Source organism: Oceanobacillus caeni (assembly GCF_042678465.1).
Taxonomy (GTDB): domain Bacteria; phylum Bacillota; class Bacilli; order Bacillales; family Amphibacillaceae; genus Oceanobacillus; species Oceanobacillus caeni.
On sequence record NZ_JBHTKV010000013.1, the window covers coordinates 57,064 to 80,358 of the forward strand.

Here is a 23,295-nt window from a genome sequence, read left to right on the forward strand (position 1 = left end):
GTTCTTAACAAGGGCTTTTTCGCGTTGGTTCATTGAAATTCCTACTAACAAAAGTGAAAATTCTATACATAAATTGAAAACTTTGACAAATAATATGAAAAGTAGACAAAACTCTTTGTTGACATGTAAAAACACATCTTGTTATAATATTACTTTTTGACTATTATACAAGTTTGTGCTATACTATTCATAGTGAGGTGGAGTGTATTGGCTAAAACATTAATCGAAATTAAGCAAGGTCTTGAAGGTCAGGTAGGAAGAAAACTTAGATTAAAGGCTAACGGTGGCAGACGAAAGACAATTGTACGCCAAGGTACTTTAGCGGAAACATATCCTTCTGTATTTATTGTCGAGTTAGACCAAGACGAAAATGCATTCGAGCGTGTTTCTTACAGCTATGCAGACGTACTAACTGAAACGGTAGAAATTAATTTTTTAGAAGATAATACTTCCATTATTTAAGAGTGAAACAGTGGACAGCCATACGTCTACTGTTTTTTTTCTTTTTTTTGAGAGTATAAAGACCCTTTCTTTCTGAGCTCCGATTATTCGTCCCACCGTAAAGATTTGTATAAGTGCAACTAGGCATTCGTCCCAAGAAACGGCGAATGCCTAATTTTCTAATGGTTTGTGTAAACACCCTTAAAGTAATCAACGTTTCCATGATATTTAATGACCTCGTTTACATAAATTTCCGAGAGTGTTTATTGTTTAAATACATAAACTGAAAATGTCGTGAACAAACTTGAAAGGGGTTGTTCTTTCATGGGAAGACGTAATGGAATGATGTCAAACCAAATGAAGGAAGAGATTGCCAAAGAGTTAGGATTTTACGACACTGTACAACGAGAAGGTTGGGGAGGTATTACCTCTAGAGAAGCCGGTAATATGGTAAAAAGGGCAGTTGAAATTGCCCAACAAAGTATGACTGAAAAAGGCAATTCATAATATTGGATTGCCTTTTTTCCTTTCTTAAAGAGGTTATTCAAAAAGCTCGGTGAAAAATACATTCGACGTTTCTAACCTGTAAGGAAGCCTCCGCTATTGATCTTGATAATTTCTCGCCACTTATATTTGAATATGGTACAATTTGTTTATCTTTTGATGGTACAAGTAGGTGACAGGATGGCACTGATTGAAAGGGCGCCAGCAAAAATAAACTTATCGCTAGATGTATTGCGGAAAAGAGAAGATGGCCTTCACGATGTGGAGATGGTTATGACGACCATTGATTTATCCGATCGTATTGAATTAAAGCCTCTTCGTGAAGATAAAATAGAAATATCAATTGAAAGTAGATATGTCCCTGATGATGAGCGAAATTTAGCATATAAAGCTGCACAAGCATTTAAAAATAAATATGGAATCCAAAAGGGTGTTCATATTTGTATAAAGAAAAGTATACCTGTATCAGCAGGACTTGGTGGAGGTAGTACGGATGCAGCAGCGGTATTAAGGGGTCTTAATCGGTTATGGGATTTAAATGTCCCAATGGAAGAATTGGCGAATTTAGGAGCAACATTAGGTGCAGATGTACCATTCTGCATTTATGGAAAAACGGCTATTGCTAGAGGATATGGGGAAAAAATTGAAAGATTAACATCCCCCCCGCCATGTTGGGTAATCTTGGCAAAGCCAAATATTGGGGTATCTACCTGGAAGGTCTTTAATCGAATTGATACGGATGAATTGTATCACCCTAATACAGTTAAAGTACTAGAGGCATTATCTGAAGGTGATTTTCATAAACTGTGTAACTATATAGGGAATTCATTAGAGCCAATTACTTCCTCTATGCACCCAGAGGTATTTCAAATAAGACGAGCGATGAAGAGTATGGGAGCGAATGGGGTGCTAATGAGTGGAAGTGGACCTACTGTATATGGATTGGTTAAACAAGAGAATAAGGCTCGAAGTATTTATAATGGAATGCGCGGGTTCTGCGCTGAAGTTTATTTAGTTCGGATATTAGGCTGAGTGTTTGCTAAAATGCGTATAAAGGTGGTATATTAAGATATAAATATACGGCTCTGAGGTGTAGTAATGAAAAGGAGTAACCGATTAGTTATTTTAACAGAGTATTTTTTGGAAAACCCAAGAAAACATACTCAATTACCTTTCTTCGTGAATCTATGTGATACTACAAAGTCTTCTGTAAGTGAAGATTTAGATATCATTGAGCATGTCCTAAAAAACCAACAACTAGGGTATCTTGAACGGACAACAGGGGCTGGAGGCGGAGTTAAGTATATCCCAGAGGTTTCGTCAAGCAGAAACAAACAATTTATTGAGAAACTATGTCATGAACTAGAGGATCCTAGTCGTATTCTGCCAGGTGGGTATCTTTATATGAGCGATATTTTAGGAGATCCTAAACAAGTGCGAGAAATTGGACGTGTTTTTGCATCGTGTTTCTCAAAATTGGACATAGATGTAGTAGTAACAGTAGCTACTAAAGGAATTCCTTTGGCATATTCTGTTGCTTCTTTCCTAAATGTGCCAGTTGTGATTGTACGAAGGGATCCGAAAGTAACGGAAGGATCTTCAGTAAGTATTAACTACGTATCTGGATCATCAAAAAAAATACAAACAATGGTGCTACCAAAGAGAAGCTTGAAGGAAGGAAGCAATGTTTGTATTATTGATGATTTTATGAAAGCTGGTGGCACGATAAATGGTATGATCAGCTTATTAGAAGAATTTGATGCAAAAGTACAAGCCATTGGAGTCTTAGCGGAAGCTGATGACGATGAAGAAGAAAGAATTGTTACGGAATATACTTCTTTGATAAAAATATCTAATGTAGATCTATTACATAAAACGATTGATGTTCAGAATGGTAATATTTCTTTAGTATAATGGTAGTAGTTTGATTAAAGGTATTCGTCATGTTTTTTATGGATGCTTTAAGTGTAGGGAGAAAGTCTCTAAACCTTTCTGCCTATTACATATTAAGGGAGCCAAAAAGTCTTAAATATTAAAGACTTTTGGCTCCTTTTTTTTGACAGGCAGGAAAGTAAAAAAATCCTTCCCATCTGGAACTCCAATTTTACCCATCCCGCCGTAAAGATTTGCATAAATGCAATTAAGACAACCGCCCAAATGCTTGCTGAATGCCAAGTTTTCTAAAAGTGGAGAGAGGATATTTTGAAAAATAAATAATCTTTTTTCTATTTTTAGCAGGAATTTAATTAATTTTGTTGAATAAGATTAGTAAGTTAAAGGGAAAAGGTGGTGAGACATCATGGAAGTAACCGACGTAAGATTGCGCCGCGTAAACACAGAGGGCAGAATGCGTGCAATTGCATCTATTACATTAGATCAGGAATTTGTCGTGCACGATATCCGTGTTATTGACGGTAATAATGGCTTATTTGTTGCTATGCCTTCAAAGAGAACTCCAGACGGCGAATTCCGGGATATAGCACATCCAATTAATTCTGGAACACGTGCAAAGATTCAAGACGCAGTGTTAGAAGAATACCACCGTGTGGGTGAGGCTGAAGTTGAATATGAAGAAGCAGGAGCTTCCTAAAATGATCAATAAAAGGGGTCAAATCTTTTAAGTAAGGTTGACCTTCTTTTTATTTACTAAAAATCCCCAAAATATTCCCCCCACAAGACAACATTCACATAAATTGGCAACCATATCCAGAAATTGGGCAAAATAGTAAATATCTAATGATATACATATTATCAATATGTTGAAATCAGAACTTGTTTAGGATATATTTTATTATGGAAAATAGTAATAATTGGAGGTATCCTTATGACGAATCGGTATGCTGTGATTTTAGCAGCTGGTCAAGGTACAAGAATGAAGTCTAAGCTTTATAAAGTTTTACATCCTGTAATGGGGCGTCCAATGGTTCAACATGTAATTGACCAATTAACTCCCCTAAATTTAGATGAAACAGTTACAATTGTTGGCTTTGGTGCAGAAATGGTGAAAGATGTAATCGGAAACCAAAGCAAATTTGTCATTCAAGAAGAACAACTAGGAACAGGTCATGCTGTTATTCAGGCAAAATCATTATTACAGGATAAAGAGGGAACAACTATTGTTGTTTGTGGAGATACTCCATTAATCACAAATGGTACATACGAGGCCCTAATTAAACATCATGAAGGGGAAGGTGCGAGTGCTACCATCTTGACAGCTAAGGCGGATGACGCTACTGGATATGGAAGAGTGATTCGTAATGCGGCGAGCGAAGTGGAACGAATCGTTGAACATAAGGATGCAAATGAGGCGGAACTCCAAGTTACTGAAATTAATACAGGTACATACTGTTTTGATAATCAGGCTTTGTTTCAAGCCTTGAAAGAAGTATCCAATGATAACGCACAAGGTGAGTATTATTTACCAGACGTTATTGAAATATTACGAAATAATTCAAAGAAAGTTACTGCATTTATGACGGATAATTTTAATGAAACACTCGGAGTTAATGATCGTGTTGCTTTAGCTAGGGCGGAAAAAACTATGAAACAAAGAATTAATGAAAAACATATGAGAAATGGCGTATCCATTATTGACCCAGAAAACACATACATTCACCCCGAAGTGATGATTGAACCTGATGTTGTTATATATCCGGGTACGATCATTAAAGGTGCATCCATTATAAAAGAAAATGCCGAAATTGGCCCTAATAGTGAAATAATTAATTGTGAAGTAGGAGAATCTACGGTTATAAGACATAGTGTTGCTAGTGATAGTAAGATTGGTAACCGTGTTAACATTGGTCCGTTTGCACATATCCGTCCAGATTCAACCATTGGACATGGAGCTAAGGTTGGTAATTTTGTAGAAATTAAGAAATCTGTCGTGGGGGAAGGAAGTAAAGCCTCACATTTAAGTTATGTCGGAGATGCACAAGTAGGAAGCAATGTTAATATAGGTTGTGGTACAATTACAGTGAACTATGATGGAGTGAATAAATATTTAACTACTATAGAAGATGATTCTTTTATTGGTTGTAACTCTAATTTAATAGCACCAGTAACCATTGGAAAAGGTTCCTATGTAGCTGCGGGTTCTACCATTACAAAAGATGTCCCAACTGAGGCACTATCTGTTGCTCGGGCAAGACAAACGAATAAAGAAGGCTATGCATCAAAACTAAAAAATAGAAAAAGAGATTAACGGAGGTTCTAATTCATGTCATCTAATTATACCGATGGTTCCTTGAAGGTATTATCACTAAATTCTAATCCTAAATTAGCACAAGAAATAGCTGATCATATAGGAGTATCTTTGGGGAAATGTACTGTTTCAAAGTTTAGTGATGGGGAAGTACAAATCAATATTGAAGAAAGTGTTCGTGGCTGTGATGTTTACGTTATTCAATCGACTTGTGCCCCAGTTAATCAACATTTAATGGAATTGTTAATTATGATAGATGCTTTAAAACGAGCATCCGCTAAATCAATTAATATTGTAATGCCTTATTATGGTTATGCAAGACAGGATCGAAAAGCTCGTGCACGCGAACCAATAGCGGCAAAATTAGTTGCAAACTTAATTGAAACAGCAGGAGCTGATCGTGTTATATCATTAGACCTGCATGCTCCACAAATCCAAGGATTCTTCGATATTCCAATTGATCATTTACAAGGGGTTCCAATCCTTTCTAATTATTTTGAGTCTAAAGGGTTAGATGACGTGATTGTAGTATCACCAGACCATGGTGGAGTTACTCGTGCACGTAAAATGGCTGATCGCCTAAAGGCGCCAATTGGAATCATTGATAAACGCAGACCTCGCCCAAATGTAGCAGAAGTGATGAACATCATAGGGAACATCGAAGGGAAGACGGCAATTTTAATAGATGATATAATAGATACAGCAGGTACGATTACATTGGCTTCAAATGCATTAATTGAACACGGTGCTAAGGAAGTTTATGCTTGTTGTACACATCCTGTGTTATCAGGTCCAGCAATTGAGCGAATTCGGAATTCACAAATTAAAGAATTGGTAGTTACGAATAGTATCCCACTACCACCGGAAAAAGAAATTGAGAATATAACTAAATTATCTGTAGCACCACTTATTGGAGAAGCGATTATTCGTGTTCATGAACTACAATCTGTTAGTATTCTCTTTGATTAAATATTCGTTATTAGGTACACTTGTATAGGAAGGGAATTTTATCCCACCTTAAGCTTCTGGGGAACTCTTCTTTATACATTTTAAAATGTTTAGACTTGCTTAGATAAGGGAATAAATGTATTGGCAATATAATCACTTAGAATATCCAAGGTTTAAGAAAGATGGAATACGTATTTTTAATGTCTAGCGTCATCGCCCAGCAACTAGCAAACTTCACACTTCTTCACTACGATAAGTCAACATCGGTTCGCTTCCAGCTCACCGTGTTTCCTTTATCTCATTGCGAAGTGCTCCAGTTTGTACGTTGCTAACCGGGCGTCTATGCTTTTCTTAATGTATGTTTGATTTCGAAAAAAATTTTGGAGGATGGATAATATGTCAGTGTCATTAAAAGCATCAAAGCGAGAAATCTTAACAAAATCTCAAAATAAAATTCTTAGAGAAAATGGACAAGTTCCAGGTATTGTATATGGAAAAGAGAAGGATCCTCAAACCATATCTGTTGATGAAGTGGAACTAATAAAGGTAATTCGTAGTGAAGGAAGAAATGCTGTTTTATCTTTAGATATTGATTCTGGGGACAAAGTAGATGTGATGTTTCATGAATATCAAGTGAATCCATTAAAAGGTGAATTAATTCACGTTGACTTTTATATGGCGGATATGTCTCAAGCAATTGATGTTACAGTTCCTTTACGATTAGAGGGAGAGCCGAAGCAAGGTATTCTACAACAACCTTTATTCGAATTACAGGTACGAGCGAAACCTAATGATATCCCAGAAGAAATTACTGTTGATGCATCCGGACTTGAAATCGGTGATACAATCACAGTATCTAACATACCTGTATCGGGTGATTTTGAATTATTAGAGGATCCTGAGACAACTGTTGCAAGTGTATTGGCTCCTGATAATGAAGTATCAGAAGAGCATGCTGAAGAAGTGGAAGCTCAAGAATCAGACGAAGAATGAAGCTTGATATGTAAGAATAAATAAATATAATATATTATTTTGTAACGATAACCCTCCTTCAAGAATCGGAATAACCATTCTTATAGGAGGGGTTATTGTATTTTTTCGCAGGTAGGAAAGTATAAAGATTTTTCCCGTCTAGGGTCTGATTACTCGCCCACCGTAAAAATTTGTATAAGTACAACGAAGGCATTCACCCAAAAGCTTGGAGAACGCCAAGTTTTCTAATCAAATTTCCCAATATAATGAGGTAAGTTAGTGAAATGCTATTTTTAAATAGAAAAAAACTAAAAAAAGGAAATAGGGAAAAAATGAAATGTATTGTAGGTTTAGGTAACCCAGGGAAAAAATATGAAAAGACGAGACATAATGTTGGTTTCATGGTTATAGATGAGTTGGCGAATCGTTATAATTGGAATTTAAATAAATCAAAATTTAAGGGAAACTTTTGCGTAGAGCACTTTGAAGGAGAAAAGGTAGTTCTCCTAAAGCCCGAAACATTTATGAATCTTTCAGGTGAATCGATACGAGCCATGATGGACTTTTACAATATGGAACTTGAAAACATAATCGTCATTTACGATGATCTTGATCTTTCTCCTGGAAAAATTAGATTACGTCAAAAGGGTGGTCATGGTGGACACAATGGTGTAAGGAATACAATTGATCACTTAGGGACAAAAGACTTCAAGCGAATTCGTGTAGGTATTGGAAGACCGAAATTCAATATACCTGTTGTAGATTTTGTACTTGGAGAATTTCCAAAGGAAGATGAGGAAGCCATTAAGGCAAGTATTCATAAATCTGCCGATGCTTGTGAAGAATGGCTAAAAGGCAAACCATTTTTGGAAGTAATGAACACATACAACAATTAATAAAAGAAAAGCGCAAGACTTATCGCACAGAGGTGAAGGAAGTCTCGCTACGGCTTTAGCGCTGGAGCTAGACATTTCAGCATCCACAACGGTCTGTACATGTATATTATGATGCAATTAGGTTAAACTTCTTTAATAAGGAATTTGATATTTGAGGAGGAGTTTCTTTGTCAATTGTCTATAATTGCAGACATTGTGGACTAGAGATTGGTAGGCTGGATAATCAAATGATAGATACTTCCTTATTAGGGTTTAATCAATTATCTGCAGAGGAAAAACAAGAGATGATACAATATCGTGATAATGGAGATATCCTTGTACGAACGATTTGTGAGAGTTGTCAAGAAACACTAGGAGAAAATCCACAGTATCACGAGCTTGATTTCTTTATACAATAAAAGAATGCAAGAACAGCTTTGGTTATAGACCAAGGCATTTTTGCGCTTAATTGCAATATAAGAGGTTGTTCAAAAGGAGGATTCATCCTCCTTTTTGAACACGTACGATAAGCGGGGGTATATGATGAAAGGAATTAAACAATATTTACAATCACAAGAAGACATACAATCCGTTATTAACGGAATTACAAGTGGTATGAACGAACAGCTAGTTGCTGGTTTATCTGGTTCCGCAAGAAGTATGCTAGTTTCTGTTATTAACCAATCTATTACAAAACCAGTTTTATTAGTTACACACCAACTTGTACATGCGCAAAGCTTATACGATGATTTGGTCGTATTTGTAGGGGAAGAAAATGTTCATTTATATCCTGTTAATGAATTAATCGCTTCTGAAATCGCATTTTCAAGCCCAGAACTAAGAAGTCAGCGAATTGAGGCATTAACAGAGTGGACGAAAAATAAGTCAGGGATTTTAATTGCTCCTGTAGCCGCTTTAAAGCGTATATTGCCCCCACCAAATTATTGGAATAAATATCAACTAACTTTTACATTAGGCAAGGAAATAGATATAGAAAAATATCTTACATTTTTGATCGATATGGGTTATGAAAGGGCATCAATGGTAACAACCCCAGGTGAATTTAGTAAACGTGGAGGAATTATCGATATCTATCCTCTAACGGAGGAAAACCCCATTCGGATTGAATTATTTGATGAGGAAATTGACTCCATACGTTTCTTTGATGCGGAAACACAGCGTTCTTTATCCAAACTTGATGAAATCATTATAAAGCCTGTTTCAGAATTACTATTAACAGACGAGGATATTATGGCCGCCTCAGGTAAATTAGAAGATGCCTTAGCTATCTCCTTGAAAAAAATGAAAAAGTCAGAAGTTAAAGAGCATCTAATTGAGACGATGGAAGAGGACATTAGTAGATTAAAGAATATTGAGCGGTTTCAGGAAATGTATAAATATATTGGCTATTTTTATGATGAACCTGCTAGTTTATTAGATTACCTTACTAAAGATGGTTTAGTTATTTTAGATGAGATGAGTAGGGTACAAGAAACAGCGGTGAACTTGGATACAGAAGAAGCGGAATGGTACTCAAGCTTATTAGAATCAGGTAAAATGGTTCAGAATAGTAGATTTTCATATGATTGGCAAACTGTTATGGACAATATGTCACAGCAACGATTGTACATGTCTGTATTTTTACGCCATATTCCAAATACAAACCCACAGAACATTGTTAACCTATCTTCCAGGGTTATGCAAGAGTTTCATGGGCAAATGCATTTATTTAAGAATGAATTAGTTCGTTGGGAAAAAGGGGAGTTTTCAGTTGTTATACTTGCTCCAGATGAACAACGAGCAGAAAAAATCCACTCTATTTTAACGGATTATGATATAGATGCAGTTGTTACAAAGGAATTGAAACTTCCAGTAGAAAAGCCAACGATTACAGTTGGGAATATTAGTGGTGGTATTGAACTGCCAATGCATAAACTAGTATTTATAACAGAGAATGAGTTATTTAAAAAACGTGTAAAACGAGCTAGAAGACAGCAAAAGGTTTCTAATGCGGAAAGAATAAAAAGTTACCAAGAATTAAAAGTTGGAGATTATGTTGTTCACGCAAATCATGGGGTTGGTAAATACTTAGGAATTGAAACATTAAAATTAAACAACCTTCACAAAGATTTTATGCTTATTCGTTATTCCGGTGATGATAAGTTATATGTCCCAATCGATCAGATCGACCTTGTACAAAAATATGTCGGGGCAGAAGGGAAGGAACCAAAGCTTTATAAGCTTGGTGGTACAGAGTGGACAAAAGTAAAGAGAAAAGTCCAGTCAAGTGTGGAAGATATAGCGGATGATTTAATTAAGCTTTATGCAGAAAGAGAATCGAGAAAAGGTTATGCCTTTTCAAAAGATACCGAAATGCAACGGGAGTTTGAAGCTTCCTTTCCATACCAAGAAACAGAAGATCAGTTAAGATGTATAGCAGAAATTAAACAAGACATGGAAAAAGATCGTCCAATGGATCGTTTGTTATGTGGGGACGTAGGTTACGGGAAAACGGAAGTTGCCATACGTGCGGCTTTTAAAGCCATTATGGATGGAAAACAAGTGGCCATTTTAGTGCCAACGACCATCTTAGCACAACAACATTATGAAACGATCAGAGAGCGTTTCCAGGGATATCCAATTAACATAGGTTTACTAAGCAGGTTCCGTACAAGAAAACAACAAACCGAGACCATTAACGGAATGAAAAAGGGTACGATAGATATTGTTATTGGCACACATCGAGTATTATCTAAAGATGTTGAATTCCGAGACTTAGGTCTGTTAATAGTGGATGAAGAGCAGCGTTTTGGGGTAAAACACAAGGAAAAGATTAAACAAATAAAATCAAATGTAGATGTTCTAACACTGACAGCCACTCCAATTCCAAGGACATTGCATATGTCCATGCTTGGGGTTCGAGACCTTTCTGTTATTGAAACGCCACCGGAAAACCGCTTCCCTATTCAAACCTATGTAGTGGAATATAACCCGATATTGGTAAGGGAAGCAATTGAGAGGGAAATGGCTCGTGGCGGGCAAATCTTCTTCTTATATAATCGAGTGGAGAATATTGATAAAATAGCTAGAGATTTAGGAATGCTAGTACCGGAAGCAAGAGTTGGTGTTGCTCACGGGAGAATGACAGAAACAGAATTAGAAAATGTTATTGTTAGCTTTTTAGAAGGGGAATATGATGTTCTTGTAAGTACCACGATTATTGAAACAGGGGTGGATATCCCTAATGTAAATACACTAATTATAAGTAACGCGGACCGCATGGGCTTAAGTCAGCTTTACCAATTACGAGGCCGAGTTGGTAGATCTAATCGTGTGGCATATGCATATTTTACGTATCAGAAAGATAAGGTATTAACGGAAGTTGCAGAAAAGAGACTTCAAGCAATAAAGGAATTTACTGAATTGGGTTCCGGGTTCAAGATTGCAATGCGTGATTTATCAATTCGTGGCACAGGGAACTTACTTGGCTCACAACAACATGGATTTATTGATTCTGTTGGATTTGATCTGTATTCCCAAATGTTGAAAGAAGCAATTGAAGCTCGAAAAGCAGGAAAAGACGAAGAGAACATTAAGCCATTCGAACCTGAGCTTTCCCTTAAATTAGATGCGTATATACCAGATGAGTATATAAATGATGAAAGGCAAAAAATCGAGATATATAAACATTTCAATACCTTGGAGACAGGTGAGGAAATAAGTGAATTAAAAGAAGAATTAGTTGATCGCTACGGGGATTACCCAATAGAAGTAGAAAATCTATTTATCGTTTCCGCACTAAAGATGCATTCTAAGAAGGAAAAAGTAGAATCTATCTCAGAAAAAAATAATAAAATTACACTACTCGTAAGTGAAGATAGAAGTCAAGCAATTGACGGGTCAAAATTATTTGAACTAGCAAATCAGTTTGGCCGAAATGTCCAATTAGGAACGGAAAATAATAAGCTTAAGATTACCGTTAAATATACGGATAAAACAAAGGAAAGATATAAAATAGTTGAGGAATTCATAAAAAAATTAAATACAGTGGATAGAAATGGCTAAAAAATTGGTAGGTAATGTATAGTTCTTATTGAGTTGTCTTATACTAAAATCACACCTGGTGGTTATAGAACATCCCGAACATATTTTACAAACGGAAGTAATTGTAATCATCATAGAAAGTGAGGCTACTCAAATGAAAGCAACAGGTATCGTTCGTCGAATTGATGATTTAGGAAGGGTGGTAATTCCTAAAGAGATTAGAAGAACTTTACGGATTCGTGAAGGTGATCCATTAGAGATTTTCGTCGACCGAGAAGGCGAGGTTATACTGAAAAAATATTCACCAATTAATGAATTGGGGCACTTTGCTAAGGAATATGCTGAAGCACTATTTGATTCATTACAAGTTCCAGTACTCATTTGTGACCGTGATGAAGTTATTGCGGTTTCTGGTGAGTCTAAGAAAGATTACTTAAATAAGATTATTAGCTCCGAAATAACAAAGATAATTGAAAACCGTACAAAGGTATTTGAAACAGAAGTAAAAAGTTTAGAAATCTTAGATGGGCATGAACAAGAAATAGACTCTTATTGTGTAAATCCTATTATAGCGAATGGTGACCCGATTGGTTGTGTACTCCTATTTACAAAAGAAGGAAACAAGCTTACCAATGTAGAACAGAAGTCAGCAGAAACTGCTTCAAGCTTTTTAGCAAGGCAAATGGAGTAGAGCAAAATGAGCAAAAATCAGCTTAATCTGGTTTTTGCTTATTTTTAGCAGTGAAATTATAAAAATTCCCCTTGCCTGAATAAGTGCAACTAAGATATAAGTAAGTCAAATGTTCGGTCTACTAATTTAATAAATAAATGATAAAGGTAACTGTGCTATAATTAAAATGGAAATATGAACAATAGAGCTAATAATTACCTGAGGTTATACACAAATGGAAGAAAATAAATCTAATCAGCTAGTTAAGGGAGCGCTACTCTTAACTTTAGCTGGATTAATTAGTAAAATATTAAGTGCCGGATACCGCATACCATTGCAAAACTTAACAGGGGATGTTGGATTTTATATTTATCAGCAGGTGTATCCTTTTTTGGGCATTGCAATGATGTTATCTTTATATGGATTTCCTCAAGCTATATCCAAAATAATAATAGAAATAAAAAAGGAAGGAAAAAGACTATCCTTTACAAGTTTCTATATTCCCATATTTTCCATTTTGTTTATTGTAAATGGTGTTTTTTTTGTATTTTTATTTCTTTTTGCTCATCCATTATCTAATTTGATAGGTGACCCTAATCTAGCTTCCACTTATCAATTTGCTTCATTTACCTTTTTACTAGTTCCTTTTACTGCTTTACTGCGAGGTGTTTTCCAAGGGAATTTATATATGAAACCTACTGCGTATTCCCAAATAGGAGAACAACTCATTCGTGTATTTTTCATCATCATGGCTGCAATACTTATTGCAAATCAAGTATTTGATATTTACATAATTGGAAATGCAGCGGTAATTGCTTCTCTGGCAGGGGCAATAATAGCTATTATTATCCTTTTTATTTTTCTCTTTTTCAAAAAACCTATATCCTTGAGCTCACATCCTATTTCATGGAGTTTTTATGTAAAAACACTTTTAATATTTGGTGTAGTTGCAACCTTAAATCATATGACTTTATTAGTCATTCAATTTGCAGATTCCTTAACATTAGTCTCGGGATTGGTGGATTTTGGTTTAACTACAACCGAAGCAATGGAGGTAAAAGGAGTATTTGATAGAGGTCAACCGTTAATTCAAATAGGAACTGTATTAGGATCATCCTTTGCATTAGCACTCATTCCATCTATTTCAAAAGAAAAATTACAACATCAGAAGGGCGAATTTTACTTTTACATACGGAGTGCATTGCTTTTTAGTTTTTATTTAGCTTTTGCTGCAATGATTGGTTTGATTGTAATACTACCAGAAATTAATATTTTATTGTTTAAAGATGGTAAAGAAACATTTGCTTTACAAATACTTGTTATGTCGCTTTTCTTAAGTTCCTTGGCAATTACGGCGTCATCTATATTACAAGGTTTAGGGTATATTAAACGTACAGCAAGGCTTATAGTTATCATGTTTATCTTAAAGGGGTTATTAAACCTTTGGCTTGTTCCGTTATTTGGGCTTATTGGTGGATCTGTTGCAACGGTAATTAGTTTATTAGGATTACTAGTCATTGTTTTAATAGACATAGAACGAAATTTACCAGAGTTACATTTTCTAAAGAGTATAAAGTGGATAACACTCATAAAATCATCGTTATCGATGATCATCTTTCTTATTGCTGCCAATTTATTCATACAGGATCATTTTCTTGAAAGTCGATTTCATTTATTCCTTTATGTCATAGTTGTTGTTGTAATAGGTGCGAGTATTTTTTTATATACCTTGATAAGAGGAAAGGCACTATCGGAAAGACAATTAAGTTTGTTGCCTAAAGCGTCATGGTTTATTCGTATATATAAAGGAGGGAAAAGTAATGGCAAAAATTGACGTGCTGGGATTAGGCGCTGGGGACATCAACCAGCTCCCATTTGGAATATATAAAAAGCTGAAAAATATGGATGGAGTCATATACACCCGGACATTGGACCATCCTGCTATTAAGGTGTTAAAAGAAGAAGGAGTAGATTTCCAATCCTTTGATTATCTATATGAAGAAGAGGAAACATTTGAAGAAGTGTATAAACGAATAGTTTCTACTTTGACTGAATCTGCAAAAGAATCAACTAATATCGTTTATACTGTTCCGGGCCATCCAATGCTAGGCGAGAGGACGGTTCAATTATTATTGGAGCAAGATGAGGTAGATGTAAATGTCGATGGAGGTCAAAGTTATTTAGATGCCCTTTTTACAGCATTAAGAATTGACCCAATTGAAGGGTTTCAATTTTTAGATGGTACCTCATTTGAAAGAAGTGAAATTTCGTATCGTGGGCATGTAATTTTCTGCCAAGTATATGATCAATTTATTGCATCAGATGTAAAACTTGCTCTATTAGAGGATTTACCACCTGATTATGAGGTCACCATTGTAGAAGCGGCAGGCAGTGAAAAGGAAGTAATTAGAACGGTACCACTAGTAGAGTTAGACCACCAAGTGGAGATAAGTAACTTGACAAGTGTTTATGTTGCACCAGTGCCAAATCATCTATTAAATCATACTTTTGATAATTTTAGAGAGGTTATGAGAAAATTAAGGGCCCCTGATGGTTGCCCTTGGGATCGTGAGCAGACGCATGAGTCATTAAAAGAACATTCCATTGAGGAAATATATGAATTAATCGAAGCTATTGATAATCAAGATGATGAAGGAATCATTGAGGAACTAGGCGATATTTTTATGCATGTTATGTTACATAGCCAAATAGGGGAAGATGATGGGTATTTTACGATAGACGATGTGATTCGTGGAGTTACGAATAAAATGATTTTCCGCCATCCTCATGTGTTTGGTAATGTGTTAGTAGACTCTTCAGAAGAGGTTACGAAAAATTGGGAAGAACTAAAGAAACAGGAAAAGGGAGAAAAACGGAAATCCACTTTAGATGGTGTTCCTAAACCACTACCTGCTTTATTGAAGGCATACAAAATACAAAAGAAAGCTGCGAAGGTAGGATTTGATTGGGATCAGGTATCCGATATATGGGCGAAACTCGATGAGGAAATAAAGGAAGTTAAAGAGGTCATTGCAAAAAATGACAGGGAAGAAATGGAGAAGGAATTCGGTGATGTTCTATTTGTTCTCGCTAACTTAACAAGATTTTATCAAATTAATCCTGAAATAGCATTAGAAAGAACAAATCAAAAGTTTATTTCTCGATTTACTTATATAGAGGAAAAATTAAAGGCTGATGGTGTGGATATAGGACAGGCATCATTGGAATGGATGGATCAATATTGGGATCAAGCGAAGGAAAGAGAGTGATAGGGATGCGGTTGGATAAATTTTTAAAAGTATCAAGAATTATTAAGCGACGTACTCTAGCGAAGGAAGTTGCAGAACAAGGGAGGATAAAAATAAACGGAAATCAGGCAAAGGCCTCCTCTATTTTATCTATAGGCGATGAATTGACCATTCAATTTGGACAAAAGATAGTCACATTTAAGATAAATGATATTCGAGAAACAGTAAAGAAAGATGAAGCAGAGACTCTTTATACATTAGTGAAGGAAGAGAAAATTTAAGTGACTTCCTAAGATGATCAAGAATGCATTTATGAATAAGAATAAAGCAAAAGACTAGTTCTATACTTGTCCCTCCTTTCATAAATTAATAGTGATAAGGAGGGCGTTTTATTATGAATTATTATGAGAATAAGGAAAACGTGACACGTGTACAAACTGATCACTTTTTAAAATTAAATCAAAGAAGAGATTTAGAAATAACTGGGGTTAAAGAAGTCGATAGTTTTGACAATGAAGAGTTCTTACTGGAAACAGTAATGGGATATTTAATCGTACGCGGCCAAAATTTGCAATTGAAAAACCTTGATGTCGGGGAAGGGGTTGTGACGATTAAGGGTAAAATTTATGAGCTTTCCTATGTAGATGATCAGGGGCAGGAGAAAGCTAAAGGGTTCTTTAGCAAGTTATTTAGATGACGATTAGTGTTCAGTTTATGACCATGGTTTCCATGGTTCTAAGTGGCTTTTACTTAGGAATAGCCCTTGATACCTTTCGTCGATTTACTCCATACTGGAAGCGTAAAGTAGTTTTAGCCTACTTGATGGAAATTTGCTTTTGGTTAACCCAAACCGCCATATTATTCTATATTCTATTTCTGGTCAATTCAGGTGAAATTAGGTTCTATATTTTTATTGCCTGCTTATTAGGGTTTGCTATGTACCAAGTATTTGCAGCAACTATATATAAAAAAGTATTAGAGCATATGATTCGAATCGTAACTAATATTTATCTCTTTTGCAAAAGAGTGGTACAAGCTCTTATCGTCCAACCAATCATATGGATTTTTACTTTATTGGTCACGGTCATTTTAGGTGTTGTTCGTGTCATATGGAAAATTATCTTATTTATTTTAAAGCTTCTACTTACTCCAATAGGATGGATTTTAAAAGCCATTTATTCTATACTGCCAAATAGTTTTAAAAACTTTTTAAAGCAAATTGCAGGATTTTATAGTAAAATAAAGAATATATTAGTAAAATGGCTTAATACACTAAAGTCAATGGGGAGGTAGAAGCTTTGTCTTCTCGTAAAACTACCGTTGCTAAAATTGATTCAAGCTATATGGAGCAATATAACACTTACAAAGAAAGACAGAAAAGAAAGAAACAACGGTTAGTTCGTAGGTTAGTCTTATTTGCAGTAACTACGTTAATTATATTTGGTTGCATAGCTGGATACCATATGAAACAGCGTGCAATCTATGCTGAGAAAGTGGAACAATATGAGCAGTTAGAAAAAGAGCTAAAGGAATTAAAGCAATCGGAAAAGAATTTAAAAGAGGAAATTGAATTGCTTAACAATGAGGATTACGTTTTGGATATTGCCAGAACAAATTACTTCTTATCTAAAGAAGGGGAATTGATCTTTACTATCCCAGATGAAGAACCATCATATTGACACTTTTTCATTTGATTAATATACTATAAGTGAACTTCAAGTATAGGGGTGTGAAACCCCATAACTGAAGTATCATTTTATCTAATCTTTTAAGGAGGAGCATTTTTTTTATGTCAATCGAAGTAGGCAGCAAGCTGCAAGGAAAGGTAACTGGAATCACTAATTTTGGTGCATTTGTTGAACTTGAAGAAGGTAAAACAGGTCTTGTTCATATTAGTGAGGTTGCCGACAATTATGTAAAAGACATTAACGACCATCTAAAAGTTGGGGACGAAGTAGAGGTAAAAGTCATTAATGTCGAAAAGGATGGGAAAATTGGACTTTCTATTAAGAAAGCAAAAGACCGTCCAGCCCGTCCAAAAGTAAAGAAAGAACGCCAAGAGAACTTTGAAGCTAAAATGAGCCGCTTTCTCAAAGATTCTGAGGATCGTTTAGCCTCTTTGAAAAAGCATACTGAATCCAAACGTGGAGGTCGAGGTGCTAAGCGAGGCTAGCAGTTGCTGTCTATGAATTGTAGCGAATGCTCTTGTATATATTAAGAAACTAAGGCATTTACTCACTGTGAAGTTGGGAAAATGCCTTAATTTCATTTAAGAAGGAAGAACGTTTTTATCTCACCTATCCATCTAAAAATATCTTCTTACCAAAAAAACAGCTATCACAATTGTGATAGCTGTTTTTTTACGTTCAGCTTCAGCGCCCAGGTACTAGGGAATTTCTTAACTAGAAGCTTGCGCTTTCGTTATGATAGCGGCGGAGGGGATCGAACCCACGACCTCACGGGTATGAACCGTACGCTCTCGCCAGCTGAGCTACGCCGCCAAAATGCCAACAAAAAATATAATACTATATACCGTTACTCCTGTCAATGGAAAATACATAGATTGAATATTCAATTATATGATATGAAAAACATGTATAAATATGATAGAGAATAAAGCTGATGTTACTTAATTCGTCAAGTCGGAATACAATTCGCCAAAGATTGAAGAAAAAAAGGTCTATAAATTATGAAATAAATGATTAGATTGTTCATGAAGTATAGATAGAATCAAGTGAAACCAATACATTACTAGGACTGTGCTAGAATGTTGGATTTTGCCTATTATTTAGAAAGAAGTCGAACGAATCTTTAACTTTACTCCGTTGTTTTGACAAAAAAACAAGACATATTGTGGTTTACTAATAGAAAAGATAGGAGTGGTTATATGATGAGTTCTATCCCAAAAATAGAATCGAGCGGATTTGGTTTAGATAAGAATAAAAGGATAGGCAAGTTTCGTAAAAGACTACTATTGAAATGTAAGTCTCAATTATTTGAAAAAGGTTGGTTATTTTTTCTAGTTGGCTTTCTATTAGGAAGAGCAGTTATCTTAACAGAGGTTTCTCCCTTTGCAGTTGCATTTTTGGCTACAATTTGGTTCGTTGATCGAACGAAAGCCCTACCAACAATGCTTGCTATTCTAGTAGGGTCTGTTAGTTATTCTTTCACACATAGTCTATTCCTAATAATGGCTATGACTGTATTTATCTTTTTAGCAGCCATATTCAAGAATAAAAAGAGTCAGCAAATTCTAGTGCCTTTATTTGTATTTCTATCAACTATTTTGTCTCGAGTATTTCTTTATTCTTTCCAAAATCAATTAACTTCTTATGAATGGGTGCTTTTGGCAATTGAAGGAGTATTAGGGACGGTACTAGTATTAATCTTTATGCAAAGCATTCCGCTAATATCACCAAAAAGATATAAATCAACTTTAAAAAACGAAGAAATTGTTTGCATGATTATTCTTATTGCTTCAATTTTAACTGGAACAATAGGTTGGGAAATTTACGGTGCTTCTATTGAACAAGTTTTCTCTCGATATTTTGTTTTATTGTTTGCCTTTGTAGGCGGTGCGGCGATTGGGTCAACAGTTGGTGTAGTAGCTGGATTAATTCTATCTTTAGCAAGTGTGGCTAATCTCTATCAAATGAGTCTTTTAGCCTTTTCGGGATTACTTGGTGGCCTATTAAAAGAAGGAAAAAAAATAGGTGTAGCTATCGGCTTGCTTGTTGGTACCTTCTTGATTGGAATTTATGGTAGCTCAAGTGAGTTAATCCCTTCTCTTATTGAATCATTAATTGCTATTACCTTATTCTTTCTTACTCCTGCTTCATGGTCTAATAGGATTTCTAGATATATCCCAGGAACAGAGGAATACACACATGAGCAAGAGCGTTATTTACAAAAGGTGCGAAATGTAACCGCTAAACGTGTAGAACAATTTTCAGGTGTGTTTCACGCATTATCAAAAAGTTTTGATACGACGGAAATTTACGCAGTGGATGAAGCAGAGAAAAGGAGGGAAACCGATTATTTCCTATCTCAGGTAACAGAAAGAACATGCCAATCATGTTTTATGAAAGACAGGTGCTGGCAAAAGGAATTTGATTCAACATATTCTTTAATGGAAGAAATGAAAGATGATATGGAAGACGGTAATGCTCCTAATCACAAAGTAATACGGGAGTTTGAAAACCATTGTGTAAAATCCAAAAAAGTCATCGATGTCATGCGGGAAGAGATCACTTTATTTGAAGCGAATCGAAAACTCAGACAGCAAGTTATGGAAAGTAAGCGTTTAGTTGCGGATCAGTTACAAGGTGTTTCAGAGGTTATGGGTGACTTTGCCAAAGAGATTTTAAAAGAAAGGCAAAATAACGAAATACAAGAGGAGCAAATGATCCAAGGATTAAAAGCGATGGGAATTGAACTGGAGAAACTCGATATTTATTCTTTAGAAAAGGGAAATGTTGATATTGAAATGAAGGTTTCCTTCTATAATTATCATGGAGAAGGACCAAAATTAATTGCTCCTGTATTATCCGATATCTTAAGTGAAATGGTTGTAGTGAAACAGGAAGACATTTCTCCGTTTCCCAATGGTACAAGCTATCTAGCTTTTGGATCTGCAAGGGAGTTTGTAGTAACAACTGGTGCAGCAAATGCTGCAAAAGGTGGCGGATTCATATCTGGTGACAGTTATACGACTATTGAATTGGGAGCTGGTAAATATGCGATGGCAATAAGTGATGGAATGGGAAATGGTAAACGTGCCCGAGAAGAAAGTGTAGAGACGCTAAGATTACTTCAACAAATTTTACAGACTGGGATACCAGAAAAGGTTGCCATTAAGTCCATTAATTCTATTCTATCATTGCGAACTACTGATGAAATGTTTGCAACATTGGATCTAGCAGTTATCGACTTGCATAATGCTTTTGTTCAGTTTCTTAAGATTGGATCCACACCAAGTTTTATCAAAAGAGGGGAGGATGTCATTAAAGTAGAAGCAAGTAATCTACCAATAGGAATCATACAAGATTTTGATGTGGATATTGTAAGTGAACAACTAATGTCAGAGGATCTACTTATTATGATGAGCGATGGCATATTTGATGGCCCAATGCATGTTGAAAATACCGATATGTGGATGAAGAGGAAACTTAGGGAAATAGCAACGGACGATCCACAGGAAATTGCAGATCTGTTGTTAGAAGAGGTGATTCGAACAAAATCTGGAACAATAGATGACGATATGACGGTATTAGTGGCTAAGGTAAATAAAAATAAACCAAAATGGGCTTCAGTCCCAATGTATCATACCAAAGCATTATAAGGAGTGTAAATAATTTGATAAATAACGTAATAACAACGTTTATAATCGCTTATATTTATTTTATTCGTGCGAAACAAATAGAAACATTGATTCAGTCGGGATTAAAGCAAATGTCTAATATTAAGGATAAAGTAATTGCAAATATAAATATTGGGAAAATGACCTTCATTTATGTAAATGCTCTCTTAAGGGGGGGCGGAACAATGGAGCTAAAACGATATTTACATTTAACTACAGATGCGCGTGCGAGAGGGAGTCCGTATGCGAAAATCTAGAATGCTAGACCATCCATACCGAAGCTTTATGAATGTATAAAACCTCTCTACCTTGGCGATGATGCTAGTGAATGAAAAGGGAGGTTTTTTTCTTGAAAAAAGGGACGTTAAAGCAGATTTTACTTATAACAGATGGTTGCTCCAATAAAGGTGAAGATCCCGCTGGGGTAGCAGCTCTTGCTTATGAACAAGGAATAACGGTGAATGTGATTGGGATTTTAGAAAATAATCAATCAGAGGATGTAGGAGGTCTAAAAGAAGTAGAAGATATTGCTCTTTCAGGTGGTGGTGTGAGCCAAATTGTTTATCCAGAAATATTATCTCAAACCGTGCAAATGGTTACGCGTCAAGCAATGACTCAAACAATACAGGGATTTGTAAATAAAGAGTTAAAGCAGATATTAGGTTCCAATCAATCGATAGAGAATATAGATCCGGAAAAACGTGGAGAAATCATGGAAGTAGTAGAGGATTTGGGAGAATCAAGTGATTTAGAGGTTGTAGTACTAGTAGATACAAGTGCAAGTATGCATGACAAGCTTCCTACGGTAAAGGAATCATTAATCGATTTATCTATTAGTCTGAATTCCCGAATTGGGAAAAATCGTTTTTGTATTTTTAGCTTTCCTGGAAAAAGAAAAGATATACAGAAGATTTTAGACTGGTCACCACAATTAAATTCTATTTCAGAAGTCTTCCCTAAATTAACAAGTGGTGGAATAACACCTACAGGACCAGCATTACGTGAGGCGATGTACCAGTTTAGTAAAAAAAGCTTATTAAGGAGCTTAAGAAATGAGAGCGCAGACGTGGAAGAATTCGGGTATTGATCTTAAGCCTGGAACGAAAATTACAGGAAAGTGGTATAAAAATCAATACCTTATAAGAGGAAAGCTTGGGAAGGGTGCAATAGGTACTGTTTATTTATGTGAATCGGGTGGAAAATTAGCTGCCCTTAAGATAAGTGATAAAGGTACTTCTATGACTGTTGAAGTAAACGTATTAAAGTCGCTCGGTCAGGTCCAAGGAACTAGGCTTGGGCCTTATTTATTGGATGTAGATGATTGGGTATCACCAAATGGAACAACGTACTCCTTCTATGTTATGGAATATTTAAAAGGAGAATCCTTGTCCCTTTTCGTCAAGAATAACGGAAATGTTTGGATAGGGGTGTTTCTTCTTCAACTTCTTGAGGATTTAGAACAACTCCATCAATCAGGATGGGTTTTTGGTGATTTAAAACTGGATAATTTAATTGTTCTTTCATCTCCTACAAGAATACGATGGGTTGATGTTGGAGGGACAACTCAAACAGGAAGAGCAATAAAGGAATACACGGAGTTTTATGATAGGGGTTACTGGGGATTAGGAACAAGAAAAGCAGAACCAAGTTACGATTTATTTTCCTTAGTAATGGTTTTTCTCCATCTTTATTATCCACAAAGATTTGAAAGAACGACACAATCCGAGAAACTTCTCTTCAAAAAGATAGATCAAGTTAAACAATTACAGCCTTATCGTAATCCATTGAAAAAAGCTATTGCAGGAAAATACAGGACGAGTTCCGAAATGAAAAATGATGTTCTTCAAATCGTTTATCAATCGCAAAATAAAAGTAGGTTAAAGAAAAAAGGCAATCAAAAAATATCGAATATTCCTTTCTACATAGAAATGGGAGGAATCTCGATTGTTGCTATTGGATTTTATATTCTGTCTTTGATTTTTTGACACTTTAGTTGAGGATATCCTTCCTTTTTCTATATAATAGTAAGT

23 protein-coding genes and 1 tRNA gene are annotated in these 23,295 nt (G+C 35.5%); 23 read left to right on the forward strand and 1 reads right to left on the reverse strand.

Annotated elements, in window-relative coordinates; genetic code table 11:
• Positions 1 to 207: 207 nt before the first annotated feature.
• The 19 genes from veg (at position 208) to ACFQ18_RS10930 (ending at position 18,079) form a co-directional block, all read left to right on the forward strand.
• The gene (veg, locus tag ACFQ18_RS10840; RefSeq protein WP_047186895.1) at positions 208 to 462 is read left to right on the forward strand and encodes a biofilm formation stimulator Veg; all 255 of its coding nucleotides are present in this window, start codon (positions 208 to 210) and stop codon (positions 460 to 462) included.
• Between the two features lie 303 nt (positions 463 to 765).
• Positions 766 to 948, forward strand: coding sequence for a small, acid-soluble spore protein, alpha/beta type (locus tag ACFQ18_RS10845; RefSeq protein ID WP_047186896.1), 183 nt, complete (start codon positions 766 to 768; stop codon positions 946 to 948).
• 177 nt (positions 949 to 1,125) lie between these two features.
• Complete coding sequence (ispE, locus tag ACFQ18_RS10850; protein WP_204798308.1) at positions 1,126 to 1,977, forward strand: 4-(cytidine 5'-diphospho)-2-C-methyl-D-erythritol kinase; 852 nt, start codon at positions 1,126 to 1,128, stop codon at positions 1,975 to 1,977.
• A gap of 66 nt (positions 1,978 to 2,043) precedes the next feature.
• Entirely contained in the window at positions 2,044 to 2,859 is an 816-nt protein-coding gene (gene purR / locus ACFQ18_RS10855) for a pur operon repressor (RefSeq protein ID WP_047186897.1), read from the forward strand.
• A gap of 385 nt (positions 2,860 to 3,244) precedes the next feature.
• On the forward strand, positions 3,245 to 3,535 hold the full coding sequence (gene spoVG / locus ACFQ18_RS10860; protein ID WP_047186898.1) for a septation regulator SpoVG: 291 nt from the start codon (positions 3,245 to 3,247) through the stop codon (positions 3,533 to 3,535).
• A gap of 234 nt (positions 3,536 to 3,769) precedes the next feature.
• The gene (gene glmU, locus ACFQ18_RS10865) at positions 3,770 to 5,149 is read left to right on the forward strand and encodes a bifunctional UDP-N-acetylglucosamine diphosphorylase/glucosamine-1-phosphate N-acetyltransferase GlmU (protein WP_047186899.1); all 1,380 of its coding nucleotides are present in this window, start codon (positions 3,770 to 3,772) and stop codon (positions 5,147 to 5,149) included.
• A gap of 15 nt (positions 5,150 to 5,164) precedes the next feature.
• On the forward strand, positions 5,165 to 6,118 hold the full coding sequence (locus tag ACFQ18_RS10870) for a ribose-phosphate diphosphokinase (RefSeq protein ID WP_047186900.1): 954 nt from the start codon (positions 5,165 to 5,167) through the stop codon (positions 6,116 to 6,118).
• 375 nt (positions 6,119 to 6,493) lie between these two features.
• On the forward strand, positions 6,494 to 7,090 hold the full coding sequence (locus tag ACFQ18_RS10875) for a 50S ribosomal protein L25/general stress protein Ctc (protein ID WP_060668389.1): 597 nt from the start codon (positions 6,494 to 6,496) through the stop codon (positions 7,088 to 7,090).
• Positions 7,091 to 7,401: 311 nt separating this feature from the next.
• Positions 7,402 to 7,965 carry an aminoacyl-tRNA hydrolase gene (gene pth, locus ACFQ18_RS10880; protein ID WP_047186902.1) on the forward strand — a complete coding sequence of 188 codons (564 nt, stop codon included), beginning with the start codon at positions 7,402 to 7,404 and terminating at the stop codon, positions 7,963 to 7,965.
• Between the two features lie 167 nt (positions 7,966 to 8,132).
• The gene (locus ACFQ18_RS10885) at positions 8,133 to 8,363 is read left to right on the forward strand and encodes an anti-sigma-F factor Fin family protein (RefSeq protein ID WP_047186903.1); all 231 of its coding nucleotides are present in this window, start codon (positions 8,133 to 8,135) and stop codon (positions 8,361 to 8,363) included.
• Positions 8,364 to 8,487: 124 nt separating this feature from the next.
• Positions 8,488 to 12,009, forward strand: a complete 3,522-nt coding sequence (gene mfd, locus ACFQ18_RS10890) for a transcription-repair coupling factor (protein WP_204798307.1) — start codon at positions 8,488 to 8,490, stop codon at positions 12,007 to 12,009.
• 133 nt (positions 12,010 to 12,142) lie between these two features.
• Complete coding sequence (spoVT, locus tag ACFQ18_RS10895) at positions 12,143 to 12,679, forward strand: stage V sporulation protein T (protein WP_047186905.1); 537 nt, start codon at positions 12,143 to 12,145, stop codon at positions 12,677 to 12,679.
• Between the two features lie 214 nt (positions 12,680 to 12,893).
• Complete coding sequence (locus ACFQ18_RS10900) at positions 12,894 to 14,492, forward strand: polysaccharide biosynthesis protein (RefSeq protein ID WP_204798306.1); 1,599 nt, start codon at positions 12,894 to 12,896, stop codon at positions 14,490 to 14,492.
• A complete protein-coding gene (locus ACFQ18_RS10905; protein ID WP_204798305.1) occupies positions 14,479 to 15,927 on the forward strand; it encodes a bifunctional methyltransferase/pyrophosphohydrolase YabN in 1,449 nt (482 codons plus the stop codon). The genes ACFQ18_RS10900 and ACFQ18_RS10905 overlap by 14 nt, the downstream gene beginning before the upstream one ends.
• Before the next feature lie 5 nt (positions 15,928 to 15,932).
• Positions 15,933 to 16,187, forward strand: coding sequence for an RNA-binding S4 domain-containing protein (locus tag ACFQ18_RS10910; protein ID WP_047186908.1), 255 nt, complete (start codon positions 15,933 to 15,935; stop codon positions 16,185 to 16,187).
• Between the two features lie 113 nt (positions 16,188 to 16,300).
• Positions 16,301 to 16,603, forward strand: coding sequence for a sporulation protein YabP (gene yabP, locus ACFQ18_RS10915; RefSeq protein ID WP_047186909.1), 303 nt, complete (start codon positions 16,301 to 16,303; stop codon positions 16,601 to 16,603).
• Entirely contained in the window at positions 16,600 to 17,199 is a 600-nt protein-coding gene (gene yabQ, locus ACFQ18_RS10920; RefSeq protein ID WP_204798304.1) for a spore cortex biosynthesis protein YabQ, read from the forward strand. The genes yabP and yabQ overlap by 4 nt, the downstream gene beginning before the upstream one ends.
• A gap of 5 nt (positions 17,200 to 17,204) precedes the next feature.
• Positions 17,205 to 17,585, forward strand: a complete 381-nt coding sequence (locus ACFQ18_RS10925) for an FtsB family cell division protein (protein ID WP_047186911.1) — start codon at positions 17,205 to 17,207, stop codon at positions 17,583 to 17,585.
• A 110-nt stretch (positions 17,586 to 17,695) separates the two neighbouring features.
• Positions 17,696 to 18,079, forward strand: a complete 384-nt coding sequence (locus ACFQ18_RS10930) for a S1 domain-containing RNA-binding protein (protein ID WP_047186912.1) — start codon at positions 17,696 to 17,698, stop codon at positions 18,077 to 18,079.
• 254 nt (positions 18,080 to 18,333) lie between these two features.
• On the opposite strand, the gene ACFQ18_RS10935 is transcribed toward ACFQ18_RS10930, so the two are convergent.
• A tRNA-Met gene (locus ACFQ18_RS10935) sits at positions 18,334 to 18,407 on the reverse strand.
• A 386-nt stretch (positions 18,408 to 18,793) separates the two neighbouring features.
• Here ACFQ18_RS10935 and spoIIE point away from each other — a divergent pair.
• From spoIIE to ACFQ18_RS10955, 4 genes are all read left to right on the forward strand, one after another.
• On the forward strand, positions 18,794 to 21,247 hold the full coding sequence (gene spoIIE / locus ACFQ18_RS10940; protein ID WP_145543062.1) for a stage II sporulation protein E: 2,454 nt from the start codon (positions 18,794 to 18,796) through the stop codon (positions 21,245 to 21,247).
• Positions 21,248 to 21,261: 14 nt separating this feature from the next.
• A complete protein-coding gene (locus ACFQ18_RS10945; RefSeq protein WP_047186914.1) occupies positions 21,262 to 21,522 on the forward strand; it encodes a hypothetical protein in 261 nt (86 codons plus the stop codon).
• 92 nt (positions 21,523 to 21,614) lie between these two features.
• Complete coding sequence (locus ACFQ18_RS10950; protein WP_060668381.1) at positions 21,615 to 22,352, forward strand: VWA domain-containing protein; 738 nt, start codon at positions 21,615 to 21,617, stop codon at positions 22,350 to 22,352.
• Complete coding sequence (locus ACFQ18_RS10955; protein WP_047186916.1) at positions 22,318 to 23,250, forward strand: protein kinase domain-containing protein; 933 nt, start codon at positions 22,318 to 22,320, stop codon at positions 23,248 to 23,250. The genes ACFQ18_RS10950 and ACFQ18_RS10955 overlap by 35 nt, the downstream gene beginning before the upstream one ends.
• Positions 23,251 to 23,295: the final 45 nt, after the last annotated feature.

Bases quoted from the DNA above. Each gene is read 5' to 3' on its own strand.
- yabQ (WP_204798304.1), top strand. From the start codon at position 16,600: ATGACGATTAGTGTTCAGTTTATGACCATGGTTTCCATGGTTCTAAGT.
- glmU (WP_047186899.1), top strand. From the start codon at position 3,770: ATGACGAATCGGTATGCTGTGATTTTAGCAGCTGGTCAAGGTACAAGA.
- ACFQ18_RS10905 (WP_204798305.1), top strand. From the start codon at position 14,479: ATGGCAAAAATTGACGTGCTGGGATTAGGCGCTGGGGACATCAACCAG.
- ACFQ18_RS10900 (WP_204798306.1), top strand. From the start codon at position 12,894: ATGGAAGAAAATAAATCTAATCAGCTAGTTAAGGGAGCGCTACTCTTA.
- yabP (WP_047186909.1), top strand. From the start codon at position 16,301: ATGAATTATTATGAGAATAAGGAAAACGTGACACGTGTACAAACTGAT.
- spoVT (WP_047186905.1), top strand. From the start codon at position 12,143: ATGAAAGCAACAGGTATCGTTCGTCGAATTGATGATTTAGGAAGGGTG.
- ACFQ18_RS10875 (WP_060668389.1), top strand. From the start codon at position 6,494: ATGTCAGTGTCATTAAAAGCATCAAAGCGAGAAATCTTAACAAAATCT.
- ACFQ18_RS10870 (WP_047186900.1), top strand. From the start codon at position 5,165: ATGTCATCTAATTATACCGATGGTTCCTTGAAGGTATTATCACTAAAT.
- pth (WP_047186902.1), top strand. From the start codon at position 7,402: ATGAAATGTATTGTAGGTTTAGGTAACCCAGGGAAAAAATATGAAAAG.
- ispE (WP_204798308.1), top strand. From the start codon at position 1,126: ATGGCACTGATTGAAAGGGCGCCAGCAAAAATAAACTTATCGCTAGAT.
- mfd (WP_204798307.1), top strand. From the start codon at position 8,488: ATGAAAGGAATTAAACAATATTTACAATCACAAGAAGACATACAATCC.
- spoIIE (WP_145543062.1), top strand. From the start codon at position 18,794: ATGATGAGTTCTATCCCAAAAATAGAATCGAGCGGATTTGGTTTAGAT.
- spoVG (WP_047186898.1), top strand. From the start codon at position 3,245: ATGGAAGTAACCGACGTAAGATTGCGCCGCGTAAACACAGAGGGCAGA.
- ACFQ18_RS10930 (WP_047186912.1), top strand. From the start codon at position 17,696: ATGTCAATCGAAGTAGGCAGCAAGCTGCAAGGAAAGGTAACTGGAATC.
- ACFQ18_RS10910 (WP_047186908.1), top strand. From the start codon at position 15,933: ATGCGGTTGGATAAATTTTTAAAAGTATCAAGAATTATTAAGCGACGT.
- purR (WP_047186897.1), top strand. From the start codon at position 2,044: ATGAAAAGGAGTAACCGATTAGTTATTTTAACAGAGTATTTTTTGGAA.
- ACFQ18_RS10955 (WP_047186916.1), top strand. From the start codon at position 22,318: ATGAGAGCGCAGACGTGGAAGAATTCGGGTATTGATCTTAAGCCTGGA.
- ACFQ18_RS10845 (WP_047186896.1), top strand. From the start codon at position 766: ATGGGAAGACGTAATGGAATGATGTCAAACCAAATGAAGGAAGAGATT.